13 protein-coding genes are annotated in these 17,649 nt (G+C 53.0%); 2 read left to right on the top strand and 11 right to left on the bottom strand.

Translation table 11 applies throughout. The features are described from left to right. Window positions 1-65: 65 nt before the first annotated feature. Both LOC67_RS00295 and hpf read right to left on the bottom strand, forming a co-directional pair. Window positions 66-545 (bottom strand): PTS sugar transporter subunit IIA, encoded by a 480-nt coding sequence (locus LOC67_RS00295; RefSeq protein WP_230260302.1) that lies wholly within the window; start codon window positions 543-545, stop codon window positions 66-68. Window positions 546-609: 64 nt separating this feature from the next. Further along, complete coding sequence (gene hpf / locus LOC67_RS00290; RefSeq protein WP_230260300.1) at window positions 610-993, bottom strand: ribosome hibernation-promoting factor, HPF/YfiA family; 384 nt, start codon at window positions 991-993, stop codon at window positions 610-612. Window positions 994-1,321: 328 nt separating this feature from the next. Between hpf and LOC67_RS00285 the strand changes: the two genes are divergently transcribed. Further along, window positions 1,322-1,603, top strand: a complete 282-nt coding sequence (locus LOC67_RS00285; protein WP_230260298.1) for a hypothetical protein — start codon at window positions 1,322-1,324, stop codon at window positions 1,601-1,603. Window positions 1,604-1,836: 233 nt separating this feature from the next. After that, the gene (locus tag LOC67_RS00280) at window positions 1,837-2,883 is read left to right on the top strand and encodes an agmatine/peptidylarginine deiminase (RefSeq protein WP_230260297.1); all 1,047 of its coding nucleotides are present in this window, start codon (window positions 1,837-1,839) and stop codon (window positions 2,881-2,883) included. A gap of 86 nt (window positions 2,884-2,969) precedes the next feature. On the opposite strand, the gene LOC67_RS00275 is transcribed toward LOC67_RS00280, so the two are convergent. The 9 genes from LOC67_RS00275 to pdxA all read right to left on the bottom strand — a co-directional run bounded on the left by LOC67_RS00275 (window position 2,970) and on the right by pdxA (window position 17,562). Then, window positions 2,970-5,864 carry a hypothetical protein gene (locus LOC67_RS00275; protein ID WP_230260295.1) on the bottom strand — a complete coding sequence of 965 codons (2,895 nt, stop codon included), beginning with the start codon at window positions 5,862-5,864 and terminating at the stop codon, window positions 2,970-2,972. An 81-nt stretch (window positions 5,865-5,945) separates the two neighbouring features. Then, window positions 5,946-8,690 carry a hypothetical protein gene (locus LOC67_RS00270; RefSeq protein WP_230260293.1) on the bottom strand — a complete coding sequence of 915 codons (2,745 nt, stop codon included), beginning with the start codon at window positions 8,688-8,690 and terminating at the stop codon, window positions 5,946-5,948. Between the two features lie 40 nt (window positions 8,691-8,730). Then, window positions 8,731-9,519, bottom strand: coding sequence for a hypothetical protein (locus LOC67_RS00265; protein ID WP_230260291.1), 789 nt, complete (start codon window positions 9,517-9,519; stop codon window positions 8,731-8,733). Window positions 9,520-9,638: 119 nt separating this feature from the next. After that, window positions 9,639-10,814, bottom strand: coding sequence for an AAA family ATPase (locus LOC67_RS00260; protein ID WP_230260289.1), 1,176 nt, complete (start codon window positions 10,812-10,814; stop codon window positions 9,639-9,641). 10 nt (window positions 10,815-10,824) lie between these two features. After that, entirely contained in the window at window positions 10,825-11,448 is a 624-nt protein-coding gene (locus LOC67_RS00255) for a hypothetical protein (RefSeq protein ID WP_230260287.1), read from the bottom strand. A gap of 61 nt (window positions 11,449-11,509) precedes the next feature. Then, window positions 11,510-13,159, bottom strand: coding sequence for a DUF6798 domain-containing protein (locus tag LOC67_RS00250; protein WP_230260286.1), 1,650 nt, complete (start codon window positions 13,157-13,159; stop codon window positions 11,510-11,512). A gap of 313 nt (window positions 13,160-13,472) precedes the next feature. After that, window positions 13,473-14,549: a hypothetical protein gene (locus LOC67_RS00245; RefSeq protein ID WP_230260284.1), complete on the bottom strand. Its 1,077-nt coding sequence runs from the start codon at window positions 14,547-14,549 to the stop codon at window positions 13,473-13,475. Window positions 14,550-14,551: 2 nt separating this feature from the next. Beyond that, window positions 14,552-16,354, bottom strand: a complete 1,803-nt coding sequence (locus LOC67_RS00240; RefSeq protein WP_230260282.1) for an HSP90 family protein — start codon at window positions 16,352-16,354, stop codon at window positions 14,552-14,554. Window positions 16,355-16,482: 128 nt separating this feature from the next. Beyond that, the gene (pdxA, locus tag LOC67_RS00235; protein WP_230260280.1) at window positions 16,483-17,562 is read right to left on the bottom strand and encodes a 4-hydroxythreonine-4-phosphate dehydrogenase PdxA; all 1,080 of its coding nucleotides are present in this window, start codon (window positions 17,560-17,562) and stop codon (window positions 16,483-16,485) included. Window positions 17,563-17,649: the final 87 nt, after the last annotated feature.

Genomic DNA, 17,649 nt, shown 5'->3' with positions numbered 1-17,649 from the left:
GCGAGGTGTGGGTTTGTTTTACAGTGAGGCAATGGCGGCGGCGTTCATGCCTCCGCCGGCAATCATCAGCCAGTGGCGAACTGGTTGTCGTCAGCTTCTTGCAACAGCTGCGAAATATCGTCGGGCGTTTTGCTCTGCTTAAGAAAACGGCAAAAGGTTTCGTCGCGAAGTTGACGCGAGATGTTTTCTAGAGCGCGAAGGTGATCGCCGGGACGTTCTGGAGGGCTGATCAGCAAGAAAAACAACTGAACACGCTCACCGTCGAGCGAATCGAAGTCGACGCCTTCTTCGCTGACCCCAACCGTGCCAACCAACTTTTGAACGCTGGGATGCTTGGTGTGAGGAACCGCGACGCCGCGACCGATACCAGTCGATCCCAGCTCCTCGCGTTTCATGATCGCGGCGATGATGTCTTCGCGTTGATCCGCGTCGATTTCGCCGGCTTCCAGAAGACTTCCGACAAGCTCTTCGATCGCCTGCTCTTTTGTCTTAGCCTGGAGTTCCGCCTTGATCGACGGTGTTGAGATGAAATCTGCAAACTTCATTGGTGTGGATTATATTAATGAGTGGGTGGTTCTTCCCCACACGGATATCAAAGCCGGGTCCAAATCAGGACTCGGCTTCGTCCGGCGTGGGAGCCTCAATGTGTTTGTGTCCGGTGGCTCGGTGACCGGTCATTTTCTCTTTAACGCGGCGAAGCTGCTGCTCCACCTTAGGGATCGCCATATCCAATGCCGCAATCACGGTGCTCGCGTCGGCATGTGACACGCATTCCCCAGCGTGTTCGATCGAGACTTGGATTTCGACAACAGGCTTCTCAGTGTGCTCCAGATCCACAGTCACTTCGATTGCGTTGATCCGATCGTTCAAACGCCTAAGTTTTGTGGCCTTCTCTTCAATTAGCTCTTGGTCACCCGGCTGAAGACTGCCGTGGCGTGCCGAAACACTTACCTGCATCGTTGCTTCTCTCCGATCGATGTTATTCGACTCCACGCTCAACTCGCCGACAGATTTCTCGGCTTCGAAGGCGAAATTCAGTGTCTAAGCCCGGATATCGTACGATTTGTACCAATGGCCCAGCACACCGCGCCAGCGCGGAATACTCCTGATATCCGGCAAGCATACGCGACAATTGCGTTCGCGGGTAGCGATCATTTTGCAAGATAGCCCAACCGGGTGGTTCACCTTTGCGGCCAACACCCTACTACCGAGTGAGAAGGCCACAAAACTTGACTTTTCCCCCGTGGCGACCTGTCCGGTCAACTGCTACGCTACAAAACGTTTTTAAAAGATTCTTCACTCTAAAGCCCGCTACCTGTCCATGGCCCGAAAGGTCGTTAGCCGAGCCGAAAAAGCTGCCGAAGCCGAAGCCGCAGAAAAGGCGCTCGCGTCAAAAAAGAAGAAATCCAGCAAGCGATCCAAGGCGTCCGATCATGTCCGCATGCGTCTCTATTGGGGGGTTTTCAGTCAAAACCTCAAGCGAGTCGCGGTCTTTGATTTCGACAAGAAAGGTGAAGCGGACAAACGAGCCAAAGAGCTCTCCAAAGGCGGTAAGTCGCCACACTTTGTGCAGAAAGTCAAAGAAGAAATCAAAGTCGAATAGTTGACTTGCCTCTCTCGCTTGAGATCGTGATCGCCTGATTCTAGGGCCAATAACACCTGAAAAGCCCATCCCCCGCAAGCAAATCAACACCGGTTTCATCCAACCACAGATTTGCCAGCGCCGAACCACGATCACAATCCACACAAGCTTCCTAAACCGGCAAAGCCCGTCGCCCCCGCCTACGCTGCCCATGCTTCGGACTGCCCCCTACTTCATCACTTGATGTGAACACAGTGACTAATGCGCCACACGATGCCGGCGGAAAACGTGTGCCCGCCGAGTGGGAACATGCCAAGGCAATCTGGCTCGCTTGGCCCCACAATCCCAACACTTGGCCAGGTCACTTTGATAGCATCCCTGAACGTTTCAGCGCGTTCATTCTCGCAGCCGCTCAATTTGCGGACGTCTGCTTGATCGGTGGGCCAGAGCTTCGACAACAAGCCCAATCGGTCATCGAGCAACATGATCGAGTTCACTGGGTCGAGATCCCAACAAACGATTGCTGGATCCGTGACTACGGACCTACGTTCGTCGTTGACGAAAGCGGAAAGCACTCCGCAATCGAATGGCAATTCAACTCCTGGGGTGGAAAGTATCCGCCGTGGGATTTGGACAACGCTGCGACCGAAAAAATCATCTCCCATGCGAACTGGCCGCATATCGATGGTGGACTCTGTGTCGAAGGTGGCGCGTTGGAATGGGATGGCACCGGCCGACTGCTGACCACGACGGATTGCTTGATCACCGACACCCGCAACCCGGGCCTGACAAAACAGCAAGCCACCGAAAGGTTCGAACAACTTTGCGGAGCACGCGAGATCGTCTGGGTTGATGGCGGCGCCCTTGAAGGCGATGACACCGATGGGCATATCGACCAACTTGTTCGGTTCATCGACGCCAGCAACATCGTTGTTGCAGTCTCTAGCGACCCCAACGATCCCAATCGTGAAGGTCTCGAAGCCAACTACGAACAACTTTGCCAATGGGGAAAAGAAACTTCACCCCACGTGACCGTCCATCGATTGCCAACGCCACCGCCACGTTACATCGATGATTCACGCGTCCCCGAGAGCTATTGCAATTTCCTGCGTGTCGGCCCACATGGTCTGCTAATTCCGACGTTTGGACACGAAGAGTCCGACAAGCAGGCTGAGGAAATCCTGACCAGAATTGCACGCCAAAGCACCCCCGACATCAAAGTTATCACGGTCAATTGCCGCGAAATGATTTGGGGACTGGGTGCACTGCATTGTGCTAGCTGTAACGAACCCCGTGGCTAGCTGCAATGAACCTTGCGGGTAGGCACCAGTTCCAGCGCATTCACCGGGCGAGTTCAGCGACGATCTGATGCGGTTCATGATCCGCACTACTTCAATCGATAGAGCCGTACCATGCCATCGCTAAATGCGAGGGCCAACAGGTTGGTGTTCACCTGCAAAAGCTTCACGGGTGTTTGATCCCCTACTTTCAAAATCCCGACGCGACGACCAACGCCATCGCGAATCGCGAAGCAATGCAACGTGTCGCCTGCCCAAGCAACGATGTTGCCACTAGGAAAGATCATCACCTGATCGTATTGATGGTCCGAACACAGCTTGATCGAAGTTTGCGAGTCCAGATAGCGAATCTCCAAACTGGACTCCGTGACAATCGCAAGTCGGCGCCTTGTCCTGGGGCGCGAACTGACAATACAGCGAACGTCGGAATCTAATTCCCAACATTCTGTGGTGTTTGCCTTCGTCGTAATCAGCTTCGCCCCAATGGCAACGAAGGGCTGGCCTTCGACAACAGCTAGCTTGGCTGGCGCGACTGCTGACATACGTTCGCTGAGTTCATCGTTTAGATAGATCGACAGGTCATGCGACACTGCGGCATCTGCAAGTAAAAAACGATCCCGGTCCTGCACCACAATCCACTCTTGCTTGCCGATCTCTCCCACCGCGGCAACGATCCCGCGTCGTGCCGCGACAAACAACCCGATGGGAGGCACATTTTCATCATGCCGAGCCGTTTCTAATAGATCTCGATAGGTCTCTGCATAGACACGCACGCTATCGGCCTTGTGGCTTCGATCAAATCCTGTCGACGAGATCCACGGTGGATGCTCTTCCCACGGCACACTCAGCTTTACCGCGCCGGAATGGACTCGATTGGAAAATCGCATCGACGAATCGATCTCTACTCGATGAAGCTGCAACCGATCGCTCCGAACACCAACCGCCAGCAACTGGCTCTTAAAGATTTGAAAATCGGTGTAGAGCAAACGCCGATCCAACTGCAGTGCCCCGATCTCGGCGAAGACGTCACCGCGAACTCGATCAACAGACTGACGTGCGGTTTGTTGATCCGATTGGACACCGCGATGCGTTTCATACAACAGGCAATCACGCCTCAGCTGCACGTCTCGGTGGTCAAGAATCCGCATCATTGCGAGGACTTCATCTTGGACCAAACTTGAACCAGATTTCAAAGCTCGGGAAACCGCCAGTCTGCACGTGTCATCAAACTTTAATTGCAGCGTTCTTTCTGGATATCGCTTTCGATGGTGACCTGTAATTTTGGCGACATCCGCGAAGCAACTTTCATCAGCCTGATCCAATAGTCGCTGCAAGAATTTATCAGCTTGATCGTGTAACCCATCGCGGCCCATCCAATCGAACGCCAGCTTTGCCGAATCAGTCACCTCATTGCCGCTGGGCCATTGCCGGCAAAGCAATTCGATCGCTTCGTCATGCCTTGCGAGTTTATCGCTTAGGATTTTCGCCGCGTGTATGACTGCCCCGCGCGAGAGTGCTTTTGCATAGGCATGTTCGAACATCTCGCTGGCGAGCTGTGGCTCATCAGCCTTAAGGTAAACTTCGCCAGCTTGCTCATAGTTGGATAGATCGATGTAGATCTTTGCCGCTTGCTCATACTGCCCGCCCAACGCCAAGCACCGAGCGGCATTCGGCAGAGACTTCAATTTATCGCGATGCAAAACCGCTGCTTCGGCATAGAAATGACCGCGTTCCAGTACTTTTGCGGCTTCATGAAAATCGTTCAGCAAATGCGCATAGATATACGCAGCGCGGCGGAATCGTCCCGCCGCGACTTCTTGGTTTGCAAGTTCACGATACGACTGTCGCAGCTTCGCTTGGTACTGATCGCCGATCGCCCATAGGTCGATTGCACCACCACCGGTCAATCCATCAAACGAGTAATTCGCCAGCCGCGATGCGAGCGTCAGACCAGGCATCGCGAATCCGCGAAAGGCATTGGTCAGACCACCGATCGGAATTGCAAATTTCAAGCCACGATCGGGATCATCTTTCAGCATCCCGAGCAGCTTGTCGATCTGTTTTTCGCGTTGCTCCTGCAACATCGATGCAAGACGCATCGCCATCGCCGCCGAAATTTTTGCCGCGATCCCTGCCCCTCCTGCTCCCGTTCCCGAAACCCGACCGATTTGCTTCGACTGGAGATTTGCAGGCGATCGCTGAGACCGAGATTCCTGCGGTTCGGCGTCATCGTCTTTCTTTCGGTTAAGTCCTTTTGCAAGCCTGTCGAGCTTAGCCAACAGCCACTGCCCACTTCGAGCAAGCATTGAACCGGATTGAGCACCACTGTTCGGTTGATCGGAATCCCATAGCTGCAAATCCGAGACACCAAGCTCGCGCTGCATCTGTTGATCAAACGAATCATCCGTGGGTAGTTGCAGCGAAGAAAGTTCAGTTAGTCGGCTTGGAATGATATCGACTTCTGGAGGCCTTACCCACGACTGCATCGATGTTGCAGCAGGCGTCTGAATCCAATCATGACAGCGAACCCGATCCCCCGATCCGAACCCAACCAACCCCAGATTCGAAAACCAAACCAAGTCATCAAAGTGCTTCGGAAACACCCCATCGATAATATGATCGGGCAGCTGTACCGAAAGCTCTGCGTCGCATGGAATCCAAACCTTCGGCGTCGCCGGTTTACGAAGTCTTTTTAAGACAACGATGCCGCTTGGAAGACCGCGCTGAGGCAACCCATCATCCGCCAAAAACACGATGCCGTCGGGCTTGATGTCTGTTCGGGACCGGGGAAGCAAATAACATCGTCCGGACAACTTCCGTTCCCGCAGCTCAATCAGCACGTCAATCAATCGATTGGTGCGCAGGAAGAAACCTTGAACCACACCGCCACGATTCACATCGCTGGCCTTTGCCCTCGAACGATCCATCGCCACGGTCGCTGCTTGGCGATTCAATTTGATCAGGATACTAGTGCTTCGTTCCATATGAAAATGCGGGTTCGGGTCATCAGCCGACGGGCGTTAGCCCCGGTTACTGCACTCAAACCGTGGCCGGCGCCATACGACTCATCCTAAAATCGAGTTGGAACGAAGCACTAGACATTGCCTCGTGAACTCATTGAGCCAATGGAAAACATCATCCGAAGGCGGACAATCGGCCTGCCCGGTGAAATACCGATTCCCAAAAACCTCTCCCCAGCTGGTCCATCCGCTTACGATGGTCTCATCCAGAGCCAGTGTCATTTCCGACCGGTCACTACCTTTGATCAGATGCAACAATCCGCGGCTATCCATGATGACTCGGTTGTTCCCGAGGTCCACCGAACGAAGCTTCCATGCAGACGTACCGTCGGTGGTTTTAATCGAGTATGGGTTCGATAAAGCGTGAGAACGGCCACTTCGAGATTCAGCTTGGATAACGAGATGCCCATTCGAAGCCCTTGCAAACTTCTTCTCCCGGTTACGTTTTAACTGAATCCCCAACTGCCCTGTTGCGATACATACGGCGTTGACCTGCTTCAACAACTGCCGAAGCTGGACGCTTCCAATGGCGGCTTGATCAAACCGACTGACAAAAAACATGTTCGAAACATGCGTCCGTGTCAGCGACTCTCCGGACACTTGGTTGACCCAGTAAGTCGAATTCGCATCATTATGTTGACGGACAACAAACCACTGGCGATTGGTCGAATGGGCGATCACATCCAACGGTGCTCCGAAAACCTCATTCAGATCCATCACCAATGGCACGACTTTGCCGAACCGGTTTCTGACGAAGCTTGCCACCTGCTTGCGGATCACATCACAGGACAGTCGATGCTGAACGATCTTGCCGGACTGTTCGGTCAAAACATAAAACCTGTTCGGATCCGCAATGACTGGGCCACCAAAATGCTTCTGATCGCTTCCCAGCGGAATCGTATCCTGAACATGACCATCGGCGTCGATCAATTCGACCTCTTTGGAAAATCGAAGCAGGCTCCCGCGATCAATCGCGTACTTAGGACTCGGAAAGTCACAATCATCGATCGGCACAATGTCGACACCAAAGGTGTCCAACCAAAAGCGGATCAAGAAGTGCCGATTCTGCTCACGCTTTAGCACCACACGAATCGCATCCTCGCGAACTTCATAGGCCACGACGGTTCGTGCGGGCAGCACTGAATTGACTTCGATCGCACCACTCTGCGGCTCGTCATACAACAGCAGCCTTCGGTCAGCCGTGATCGCCAGCACCCGGGATTGGTCAATAGCGACCATCCACATCCCGTCGCATGTGTCCGAAGTTCGCAGCGGAGGCAACTGTTGATTCAAATATAAGTTGTCGGCTTTGTCCAAGTGCACCTGGGTGCCACTTTCAGAAACCCGTTGATCAACATCAACCAATAGCTGCTGCAGGGTTTCTTGCCCTCTGGAAGTTCGCCGAATTAGACGAATAACGTTGTCTGATTCGATCCTTGCCAGTAGCGTTCCAACCGGCATTTCATCCAGTGCGATTCGAAACCGCGGATCGGACTCGGTCGCTTCACTAGCGATAACGATCGGCTCTGCAAACACGTCCTGCTCTTCGCGGGCAGCTTCGAGCCACTTAAGCATGGCTTCGCCGGGCTGTTCATCAGTGCTGAGCCGTTCGAGTTGCTGAACCACACCCTCACGGCTGGCCAAATTTTCCTGATAACGAAGGCGTCCTTGAATCGTCCAAAATCGGGTTGGCGGTTTCCCCAAGCGTTCATCGATCGCACCGACCGCAAGTGCGATCGCGATGGCTTGGCAGCGTTTTTTGCCCCAAGTTCGAATGGTGGACTCGATCAACACGGGGCGATAATTCGGCGAAGGCCCCGGCGGAGACTCACGTCTTAAATACAACGCTTGACCGGTTGCGATCCTCGCCAGCAAGACCATCGGTGGCTGTGCAAGTTCGGTAAACAGCAATCGCTCGGGCGCGCCTCGATTGACAACGTCTGAAACGCCGCCGGTTGGTAAATCACTTGGATCGCTCGGCCGGTGTGGAATCGCCAACAAACTGGAAACATCCATCGCAGCCGACGCGATTCCACAAAGCTCAGCATCGACGCGTAAGCTCGATAACAATTCGCTGATCGGTCGGCTGGGTGGCTCTTCGATCAGGCCTGCTTTGCCGGGGATCGGTACCTTTGTGACCGCAGTTCGCTGGAAGTCTCGTAACGACGCCTTGTCGATCACGACCGAAGTCATGCTATGCAACGATTGCCAAACTTGCTTGACGCGATACTCCGGCGGATGCAACTGAAATGTTTGGCCCCAGTGTTCAGACCGGTCTTCCGACGACAACCCGAGTTCGACGAGCATATCCTCCATCGCATTCCCTTTAAGCTCGAAACACTCATGGGGACAACCGGCTAAGACAAACTCCAAAAGGGCGATTTGTGATTCGACCCCCTGACGCAAATCTTTGGGTAGCGATTGGATATCTGCAAACCACTGGATGATCGAATTCAAACGATCCGTCTTCGTTTCGAAATCGGCTTTGCCCGATGGGTGCCACTTCGATTCCAACGCGAGCAGTCTTTTTCTGCAGCGTTCTGCCGTCCAACGATCGCTGCATGCGTTTAGTACAAACAAAGCGGAAGTCAACGCTGGAAGCTGACCGACTCTTTTGGCAAGCCCACTGAGCACAAGATGCAGCTGGCCCGCCATCGCGGCGGTTTCTTCCGCTATGCCATCGTCCCCCGAAACCCAAGTGATGGCATCTCCGCGATCCTGCCATTGCCAAAGACCGGGAACAGGCGGACACAAATATCCTGATCGAATTGATTGCTCCTTCGATGTCACGGTGCCTGCCTTTGGATTCAACCTAAGTGAAAAGAGAGTTCTAAATCGCTTCGCCTATGTCACCCGCCCAAGCTCTCACTGAAGCTCGATACAGCATTTGAAGTTGATCGTCCGGTACGAAGGTCCATGGCTCATCAACCAAACAAACCAGCAGAGCTGACTGATCATGAATCGATTCGATTCTTTCGAATTGAACGAGTGATCGGACTTCATCGCTGGAAACCAATGGATCAAACCGGTACCCCGCTTGCACAAGGACTTTTCCGTCTTGGTAAAGCAGTTGTCCTTCGATCGGTGGAAGCGGATCTCCGATAACGAGTGCCCTTCCCTGGCGCTCGACACACCACCGCAAACGCTTCAACCTGATATCACTGGCATCATCAACCCACGAAACAAGATCGCGCTGCTGAACGATGATCGCGTTGCATGGACGTTCAACATCACAGCGAACAAGTCGCAGCGATACTGAACATTCCTCATCGTCAGCTTGAAACGATCCCGCCAGCAGCGGAACCGGCACACTCCATTCCAAATAAGCGTCAAGCGACTGCCAGTTCAATTCGTTTTGAAGTACCTGCCGAGGAACCTCTTTGCCATGCTGAACCAAAACGCCATCGGCACGCCCCCAGTACATTGTCCCTGGAATCAACGCGAACCTCAGCTCGACTTCGGAAGACAAATTGCTTGCACCGGCCTTCGAAGAAAGGTCATACCGTAGCCAAGCGATCCGCCCATCCGTTTCGGCAAATTGCACCTGCAATCCGATCAATGAAGCAAGCCTTGACGGCAAGCAACGATCATCGATTCGAAGATACAAGGCGTTTGACAAAAGTCGCGTCCAATCAATGAGTCCCGAATTCCTAACGTGATTTAATACGCGTTCACGAATGACAAGATCACGACGTTCTATTGTTTCGTCGCGTTATCCAATCACACTGACTCGCTGTCTCAGGTTTTTCCAGATGATGCTTCAGAAGCAAACGTTCGTAACTGCTCTCGAACATCGCCGATACGCTGACGGAGGTCGTCACGAGCGACTTCATTATTGACCCATTCGACCCGTGCAGCCAACAAAGACAATTGATCTGCGGCGGCAGGATGTCGAATATCGGCGGTGATCATTTCGATCGCCTTGACCAGTGTCTCCGGATCGACGCCTGAATCCATCTGCGATAACGGATGCCGCGAGATTCCTTGTTCGACGGACTCAGATGTGTGCTCAGCTGATACCGAATCAATATGCGACGCCAGCAACTCCGCCTGGGCAGGCGTGTCCCAGATATAACGAACGATCCACAGGTCAGAAACGTCTGCCGACTCTCTACCGCACAAGATGGCACTTGCGGCAATCACACGCTGTAACCGCACCGCCCGACGATCGCTGATCGGCATTCCGGCAAGACGTAAACTGCGGATGAGCTTTAGATACGCATCGCGTACCGGCGAAAGATCCACGTGCAAAGTCCGTTGACGAAGTTCCTTTAACTCGTCGATAGGCATTCCGATCGGTGGCGGATCGGCAGACTCACGCTGCCATCCGGCTTGCAAAACAGACTCTAAACCATCGTCGCTGACATTGTCACAAACGACGCGCAACAGAAAACGGTCAAACAACGCGGCCAGCGCATCATCATCAGGAAGCCGGTTGCTCGCACCGACAGTCAATAACATCGGCAGCTGAATCGTTTGTCTTCCTCGTCTGAAAATCCGCTCGTTCAGCGCCAACAGCAAACTATTTAGGATCGCACTATTCGCGTTAAGCAACTCATCAAGGAATACGAAATCAGCCTCGGGAAGCATACCTTCGGTGTTGGTAACCAGTTCACCGTCTTTCAGCTTTCGCAAATCGAAAGGCCCAAACAACTCGCTCGGTTCGGTGAAGCGTGTTAGCAAATAGTCAAACGCGTTCCCTGAAAGACGCGAAGCGACTTCTTTCACCAACGCACTCTTCCCTGTTCCGGGTGGACCGAGCAAAAAAAGGTTTTCTCCGGCAACCAACGATACCCCAAGCACCTCGACTATTTCGTCTTTGCCGACCAGAACTTTTTTCACCGGTTGCAAAACGTTGTCGCGCAATCGGGAAGCAAGTGAAGCGGTGCTTCCAAGCGGTTGACCATCTGTCATCAGAATCTTCCTAAGGTCTCAAATCCGGGAACCCGCCTACGACTTGCTCATAATCTGCCTTGAGCCGATCGTCTGCTAACCATCCAGGATCCTGCCGAAGCAGGACACGGTCAACCATGATTTTTCGCAGTGAAGAATCAGCGAAAACAATATTACAAGCGTTTTCATCATGCTCTATTTTCATCCCCACAGCCGACAAGGGCCATAAAGAAAAGAGCTTCATTAATTCTTGATGAAAATCATCGTCCAGCGAAATACTTTCCGAGCGTTTCACCAAGTCAAACCCAAAACGAAACACAAGATCGACCGACCAGTGTTCCTCGACCGATCGCGGTTGGGGCGTCAGTTCAGCCAACCATCCGGGCATCTCGGTCATGGTTTCGGCTCGGTCGATCAACATCCCGCATGCCCACGCGAAAGCTTCCGCCGCCCACATCGCTGCTTCTAGACGAAATCCTGGAGCATTGCCCGGTGCTTCCCATGCGGCGGTGATGGACGCTTTTGTCAAAACCTCAGCAGCGAGCTGTCTATCGTTTTGATCCGCACGCTCTAGATGCAAGCCTCCGCGCGTTCTCGCCCTGCCTTCTGTAAAGAGGTCGCGTAAAAAATCGGCCAAAGGAGCATCGGAATCCATCGTCAAACAATCAACCCAAGCTTACCCGTTTCTTTGCTACGTTCACTTTCCCCAACTGCAATCAATATGGTAATTCATAAACACTATAAGTTTCATTCTGCTGGCTCCCAACAGGATAGATTTTCGCCAATGGAACCGATTCAGCGATACGGTTGTCCACAACCATGAAGCGAACTCCATAGCGATCGCGATAATGACGCAGCTTTGAATAATTGATTGGGACTCGCATCGCATTGATCGAAATTTCTCCGACCTGCTTTGGAAATACATCTTCAAATCTATCGAGCCATTCGATCAACGACTTTGCATCTTGGGGCACATCTTTCCAATTGACGACTTCCCCGCGCCCCGAATACCACTTGAAAGTCTGTTGATGACGCGGTGTCAAAAAGACCTCATCGATCGGTGTTGAGGTTCGCGCCCATCGGCAAACTGCCACCCAATCGTGAAAACTCTTCTGCTGTCGATGAACCGGAGCGTTTGGTTCTAGCCCTAATAAGCGGTGACTGGCAGAACCGGGCAACCCGAGACTTAGCCTTGCTAATGATGATTCACCGACCACCAAAGTCCCAATCAACAACGCACCAGCAGCAACAAGACGTAAACCTTTTTGCAATTCCGGCGGCCAGGATGTTCCTCGCGCCGCATCGACCAGCATGATCGCAATAACCAGCGGGACGATCGCGTCACCAAGCCGAAACCAATAATACCGGAGCAACTTGGCTGCTAAATCAGGCGCGAATGGTGGCAGCATTCCTACCAACAAACCGGTCGCGGTAATCGTGCTCGCGCCGATCCCGATCCACCCCAGTCGTCGCCTGCTTTCCGATGCACGCCCTAGCACGAACAAAGCAAACATTCCGGCAACCAGCATTCCGTGCCTGATAAACCAATGGGCCGGAAAGTTGTTAGGCAGCAGGTGGTGCCGAATCCGAACATAGCTATAGATTCTCGCGGCAAGGTTTCGCTCTTCGGGGCTTGCGGCCATGGTCAAGTACAAGGCAGGAACCAACCCCAGCAACGCGATGGCGCCACCGATAAACAGTCCGCGCGAAAAGAAGGCGGCGCGAACAGCCGACTTATTGCCGTTTGCGTCTTCGCTAATCCGGGTACCAACCCTGCCACGAATTTCAGTCGCGGCAAAAGCGATCATCGACGCGACTACCAACCATCCGCCGGTTAAGACGTGGAACGCCGACGCGATGCCAAACCAGATCCAGGCGATCGACCACCTGCGCTGGATCACTTTCGAAATCCCGATCAAGCCGAATCCGTAGGCTGGCACTTTACCTTCGATCCCACCAACGACCCATTCACCCGCCAGGTTGCCTTGTTCGATCCCGGCCAACCAAAGGATTGCGACGCCAAGTGATGCGAAGGCTGGCAATTTAAATCGTCGACAACAGAGGATCAAACCGCACGCCAAAACTCCCCAACCGACCAAACGGCCAATCCAAGCGCTCGCTTCCAACGAAACATACTTCGTTAGCCAACCGAAGACGATGTAGAACGTTGTGTGAGCCTTCCCTGACGATGCAAACAGGTCGGTCGAGGCGAACGTGGGGTCCCAATAGTTTTTCGCCTTCACCAGATAATGGGCTTCATTGACCGACGGTGGAAGATCGCCGGCATACACGAAAAACAGAGCGAGCAGCGCGAGCAGCTCAATCGCTGAAATGAATCGACTCGGTTTATTGCTGTCGCAATCCATGACTAGCTAAAACTTGGTATCCAAAATCCACGGTGAAGAACCGGTTTTGTTTCAAAAGATGCGTGTGGATTCAGCCTATAAGAATCCAACGTTCCACGCATGCTATTCGCCAGACAGAAATCTCGCCAGAGATGCTGTAGCCACCAGCCGCGCCTTCACTTGTCTTTCCAGTGCCACTTTGACACCGATTTACCATCGAATTTGCATTCTGACGATCGAACTCCCGCCCTGGCCAGCAACTCGATTGGCAGCCGAACCCCTTTCGGTGCTTTTCAATGAACCCCAAGCAGGATCCCCGAGCAAGACAGGCCCATTACATGTTCGCGATCTCACGATTGTCTCGCCGGATTTCATCGTACCTTTGATTGCCGTTCCGGCTGTTGAACCGATCGGCGTATCGCTGGGCTTCACTGGCAAACCAGCCGGACAACTCTTTGATGTCGTAGGTATCGCTGTCGCGATGGCATCCCAATTCGGGCGGAATCCGCATTTTTTTAGGCTTCGGTTTCTCTGCCGCCAGAGCCTCCAGAAAGAGCGCAACTGCATCAAGGAATCGAAACTTTAGCTCGCCTGCGGCACAATCAACGACCCACGGCAGGTGCTTGGTGACCTGACGAACCCCCACATCGAAATTCCGATTGCGGGTGGTAATCAGCATCAGATCGCCAATCGTTCCAAGGTATTTGCGATCCCTGCGAATTAACTTGTAGCCGGCCTCGGCGCGCTCAGTCGCTTCGTTTTCCTTTCCAAGTCGGGCCAGCGATTTGACCAGATGCCCGTTGGTAAATTCCGGGACTTCACCACATCGCATACGCCCCGACATGATGGACTTGCCAAGCTTCAACGCATCTTCATCACGATGCATTCGCACCATCAGTTCGACTTGTCGATCTCGCTCGCAGGCATCGCAATCGGACATATCCGATCGCTTCATAGCCATATAGGCGTCCTGGTATTCGGATGCCTTTTCATAGTCACCCATGCGCATCAGATTCCACGATCGATAGTAGTGCGCCGTTCGCTCTGATTCACCCAAGAATTCCAAACGCTTGGCCATGTCTTCTTGCATCTTGGTGATCTGATCACGGGTGACCGTTTCAAAGATCGGGATCAACTCCAAAATGACTTTGTATTGCCATATTAAGTCATACGGATCATCAAGCTCAGGATCTTTATCAAGCTGAGTCAAACACCATGAAAACGCGACAATGCCTTTTTCTGGAAAGCCTTCCTCACAGGCCGACGCGGAATACTGGCGGCGGAACTCGTACGCCGATTCGAGATCCTTGTTGGCATCGGCCAAGCGAATCAATTCCTCGTAGACCGCTAACATTTCACGTCCAGAGGCTTGGTACAGACGCTGGAAAAGCTCGTTGTAATCAGAACTCATGGCTACTCTCCCAAGAAGTGTTCGATCAAACCCAACAACCCGTCGCCCAGAATGGTTCTCTCGGATGTCGACAACGGATAGTGCCCCAATAACAGTGACTGCAGATAGAGGATTTCGATGATTCGTTTCAGCAGCGCCCGATCTTTAATCTCGATAAGCTTCCTGACCAATGGATTGCGGTAGTTCAGAACTAATTGGGCATAACCATCGTTTCCAACGGCTTCAGCCACATTGTCCAGGATCCCACCCCACATCTCGTCAGCCTCTTCTTTCGATTGATCGACGGTCCGAAGAAACGTTGCCGTTTCGCTGGCGGTATACAACGTCGGAAGTTCATCCGGATCAAACTTCCTGGCTTCAGCCGAGCACTTGTATTTCTGCAGTACGACGTCGGCTAGCTTCACGAGATCAAAAATTTCCTGCTGCTCATCCAAAGTCAGCTCTTGGAAGTTTTGAATCAGATCCGTCGCATCGATCGCCTTGACATCGCGTCCTGGAAACTCCTGAGACACCAAATCCAATAGATCTGCGTCGTACGTGTACCCGCCATTGAAAACGCAAAGGTTCTGGGCACCGGCGACACTGGCAATTTGCCGAAACTGATCAAAGTCTCGGACATATCGAATCAGCGTTTTCTCGCCCAGTGGCTGCTCGCGATAGAATTCATCCAAGGTTACCGAACCGATGGATGTTTCGAACGGCAACCAATCGATAAACAGGCGGAAAAATTCTTCGTCCTCCACCGCCAGTGCTTTGATCGGTAGGTAGTGCAGTCGGATAATTTGGTCGAGCTTTTCTCGATGACTTTGGGATAGCTGTTTCAGGTGTTCTTTGAGACAGCGACCAATTTCGGCCCTCGTCTGTTCCAGCAAGTCATCTTCATAGAATGCTTCACGTGCGGCATTGGGCCGAAGCCGATTCGAGTTGACAACACAACGAATAAAGAATGCCCAGTCCGGAACAAGGCCTTCCACCGACTCAGACAACAGCATTCGTTTTAGATAGACTCGATGCGATTGACGAGACGCAGGACTGACTGCAAACGGCAGGATGTAAGCCACTCCGGAAACGCCGCCGGATTCGCTTTGCAATTCGATCGCATCAAGAAAATCGATACCAAATACTTCGCGACCGTAGTCGAGCAGCTGCGCGTCGGTCACCCTGCTCGACGCGCTGTCCCATGGCGCGGGCTCGTTGATTTCATGGATAACACCACCTGCTTCCAATTCGATCTTATGTGGCAGATGATGACCGTAGTAGCTCAGCAAGTCTTTGACTTTCTCCGCGTCGAAAAAGACTTCCTTACCCTCTTTGGCACGAAGATAAACCCGGGTGCCTGGTGTCAGCGTCTGCTCCAGCTTTCGAACCGAATAAGTTCCATCGACACGCCCCTTCCATTCGACTGCCGAGTTGGCTTCCTTGGCCGATTGAGTAATGACGGTGATCTCATCGGAAACGACAAATGCGGACAACAACCCGATTCCAAATTGCCCAATGAAGTCGTCTCTTGAAAAATCATTGGACTTGGAAGACTGCCCAATGGTCGCAAGAAACTGATGCACCTCATCCTCGGTCAAGCCAATGCCGTTGTCTTCGACCAAAATTGTCATCGCGCCTTCAGACTCGATCACTTCGACTCGAATCATGCCCTGATGATCGGGTTCCAGTAAACGTCGCGCCGTGATCGCGTCGACACCATTTTGAAGCAGTTCACGAGCGTAGACTTCTGGACCACCGTAGAGGTGATCAGAAAGCAGACGAATCACACCGCTCAAATTGACTTGAAAGTTCTGGCCGAGTGACATCGAATCTTGTGTGACGAGAGGCAGCGATTAGGAAAGATCCGCCATTGTACCGCAGCCAGATACGGGCAATGGTCGGCCGCCTGTCTTTGTCCCGTCGTCGCCAAGATCCAGAGCATCAAGGCTGGCGTCTAGCGGCCTAGATCAATCGCCATCGCGATCGCCGAAAGCATGCTGCCGGTCTTGGCAACGCCTTTCCAAGCTAAATCCATGGCCGTTCCATGATCAACGCTGGTGCGGACAATAGGTAAACCCAAGGTCACGTTCACCGCATCATCAAACGACAATGCCTTTAGCGGGATGAGCCCCTGATCGTGATACATGCAGACATGCACGTCGGTCGCGTCTCTCATCGCTGGCGTGAATGCGGTATCCGGTGGCAGGGGGCCGATGATCTCCCAGTTTTTCCCCTGCTGCGATAGCCATCTTTGAACCGATTCAATTGCCGGGCGGATCAACGTTTCTTCTTCACCATGACTTAGCAGCCCACCTTCACCAGCGTGTGGATTCAGCCCCAGCACGGCCACTCGTGGGGGTCGAGCGTGTCGTTTTTCCATGGCGTTTCCGCCGTGGACGATGGCTCGTTTTATTTGTTCGATCGACAGATTCTTTATCGCATCGATGAGTGGTAGATGGATCGTTGCCAAGACGGTTGAGCAAGCTTCGCCTGAAAGCATCATGCAGTAATCAGTCGTCTCAGTTTTGTCGGCAAGCAACTCCGTATGGCCCAAGTAGCCTGTTTCTGCGGCGTGCCAAGCTTCTTTCTGAATCGGTCCCGTGACGATCGCATCAAACGTGCCCGCCATGGTCTGTTCAATCGCCAGCTCCACCGCCACAAATGACGCACGCCCCGTCGCCGCCGAAAACTGCCCCGGCTGGAAAGAATCCGACGCAACCTCACCACACGGCAGTAGCAACGCTCCGGATTTCACGCCGCCTGATTGCAATGATTGAAGATCGACGACTTCGGGTAGTGAAAGGCTCAATCGCGCGGCGACTTGTTTCAGCGGTTCGACCGGACCGATTAGAATGGGTTGGCAACGTTCAACCACCGATGCATCCGCGGCACATTTCAATGCCAACTCCGGGCCGACGCCCGCGACATCCCCCACGGTGATGGCAAGACGAGGCAAATGCCGTGATCGCTCCGATCCGCTTCCCGCGGACGCCTTGTCGCTGGAGACACTGCCTGGAGTTGATTCGGTCGACATTGGTCTGGTGCCAGTAGAGAAAATCCGTTGAGATACTTCTAACGGAGTATCCCGTCACTGAAAGTTGATGCGACCTTCAATCTAGCA

The organism is Stieleria sp. JC731 (assembly GCF_020966635.1).
Taxonomy (GTDB): Bacteria; Planctomycetota; Planctomycetia; order Pirellulales; family Pirellulaceae; genus Stieleria.
Note: the sequence above shows the minus strand (reverse complement) of the source record. Positions and strands in the feature narration are given on the sequence as shown.

Coding starts and splice junctions, on each gene's coding strand:
- LOC67_RS00295 (WP_230260302.1), bottom strand. CDS start 545: ATGAAGTTTGCAGATTTCATCTCAACACCGTCGATCAAGGCGGAACTC.
- LOC67_RS00285 (WP_230260298.1), top strand. CDS start 1,322: ATGGCCCGAAAGGTCGTTAGCCGAGCCGAAAAAGCTGCCGAAGCCGAA.
- LOC67_RS00275 (WP_230260295.1), bottom strand. CDS start 5,864: ATGGAACGAAGCACTAGTATCCTGATCAAATTGAATCGCCAAGCAGCG.
- LOC67_RS00260 (WP_230260289.1), bottom strand. CDS start 10,814: ATGACAGATGGTCAACCGCTTGGAAGCACCGCTTCACTTGCTTCCCGA.
- LOC67_RS00255 (WP_230260287.1), bottom strand. CDS start 11,448: ATGGATTCCGATGCTCCTTTGGCCGATTTTTTACGCGACCTCTTTACA.
- LOC67_RS00250 (WP_230260286.1), bottom strand. CDS start 13,159: ATGGATTGCGACAGCAATAAACCGAGTCGATTCATTTCAGCGATTGAG.
- LOC67_RS00245 (WP_230260284.1), bottom strand. CDS start 14,549: ATGAGTTCTGATTACAACGAGCTTTTCCAGCGTCTGTACCAAGCCTCT.
- LOC67_RS00240 (WP_230260282.1), bottom strand. CDS start 16,354: ATGTCACTCGGCCAGAACTTTCAAGTCAATTTGAGCGGTGTGATTCGT.
- pdxA (WP_230260280.1), bottom strand. CDS start 17,562: ATGTCGACCGAATCAACTCCAGGCAGTGTCTCCAGCGACAAGGCGTCC.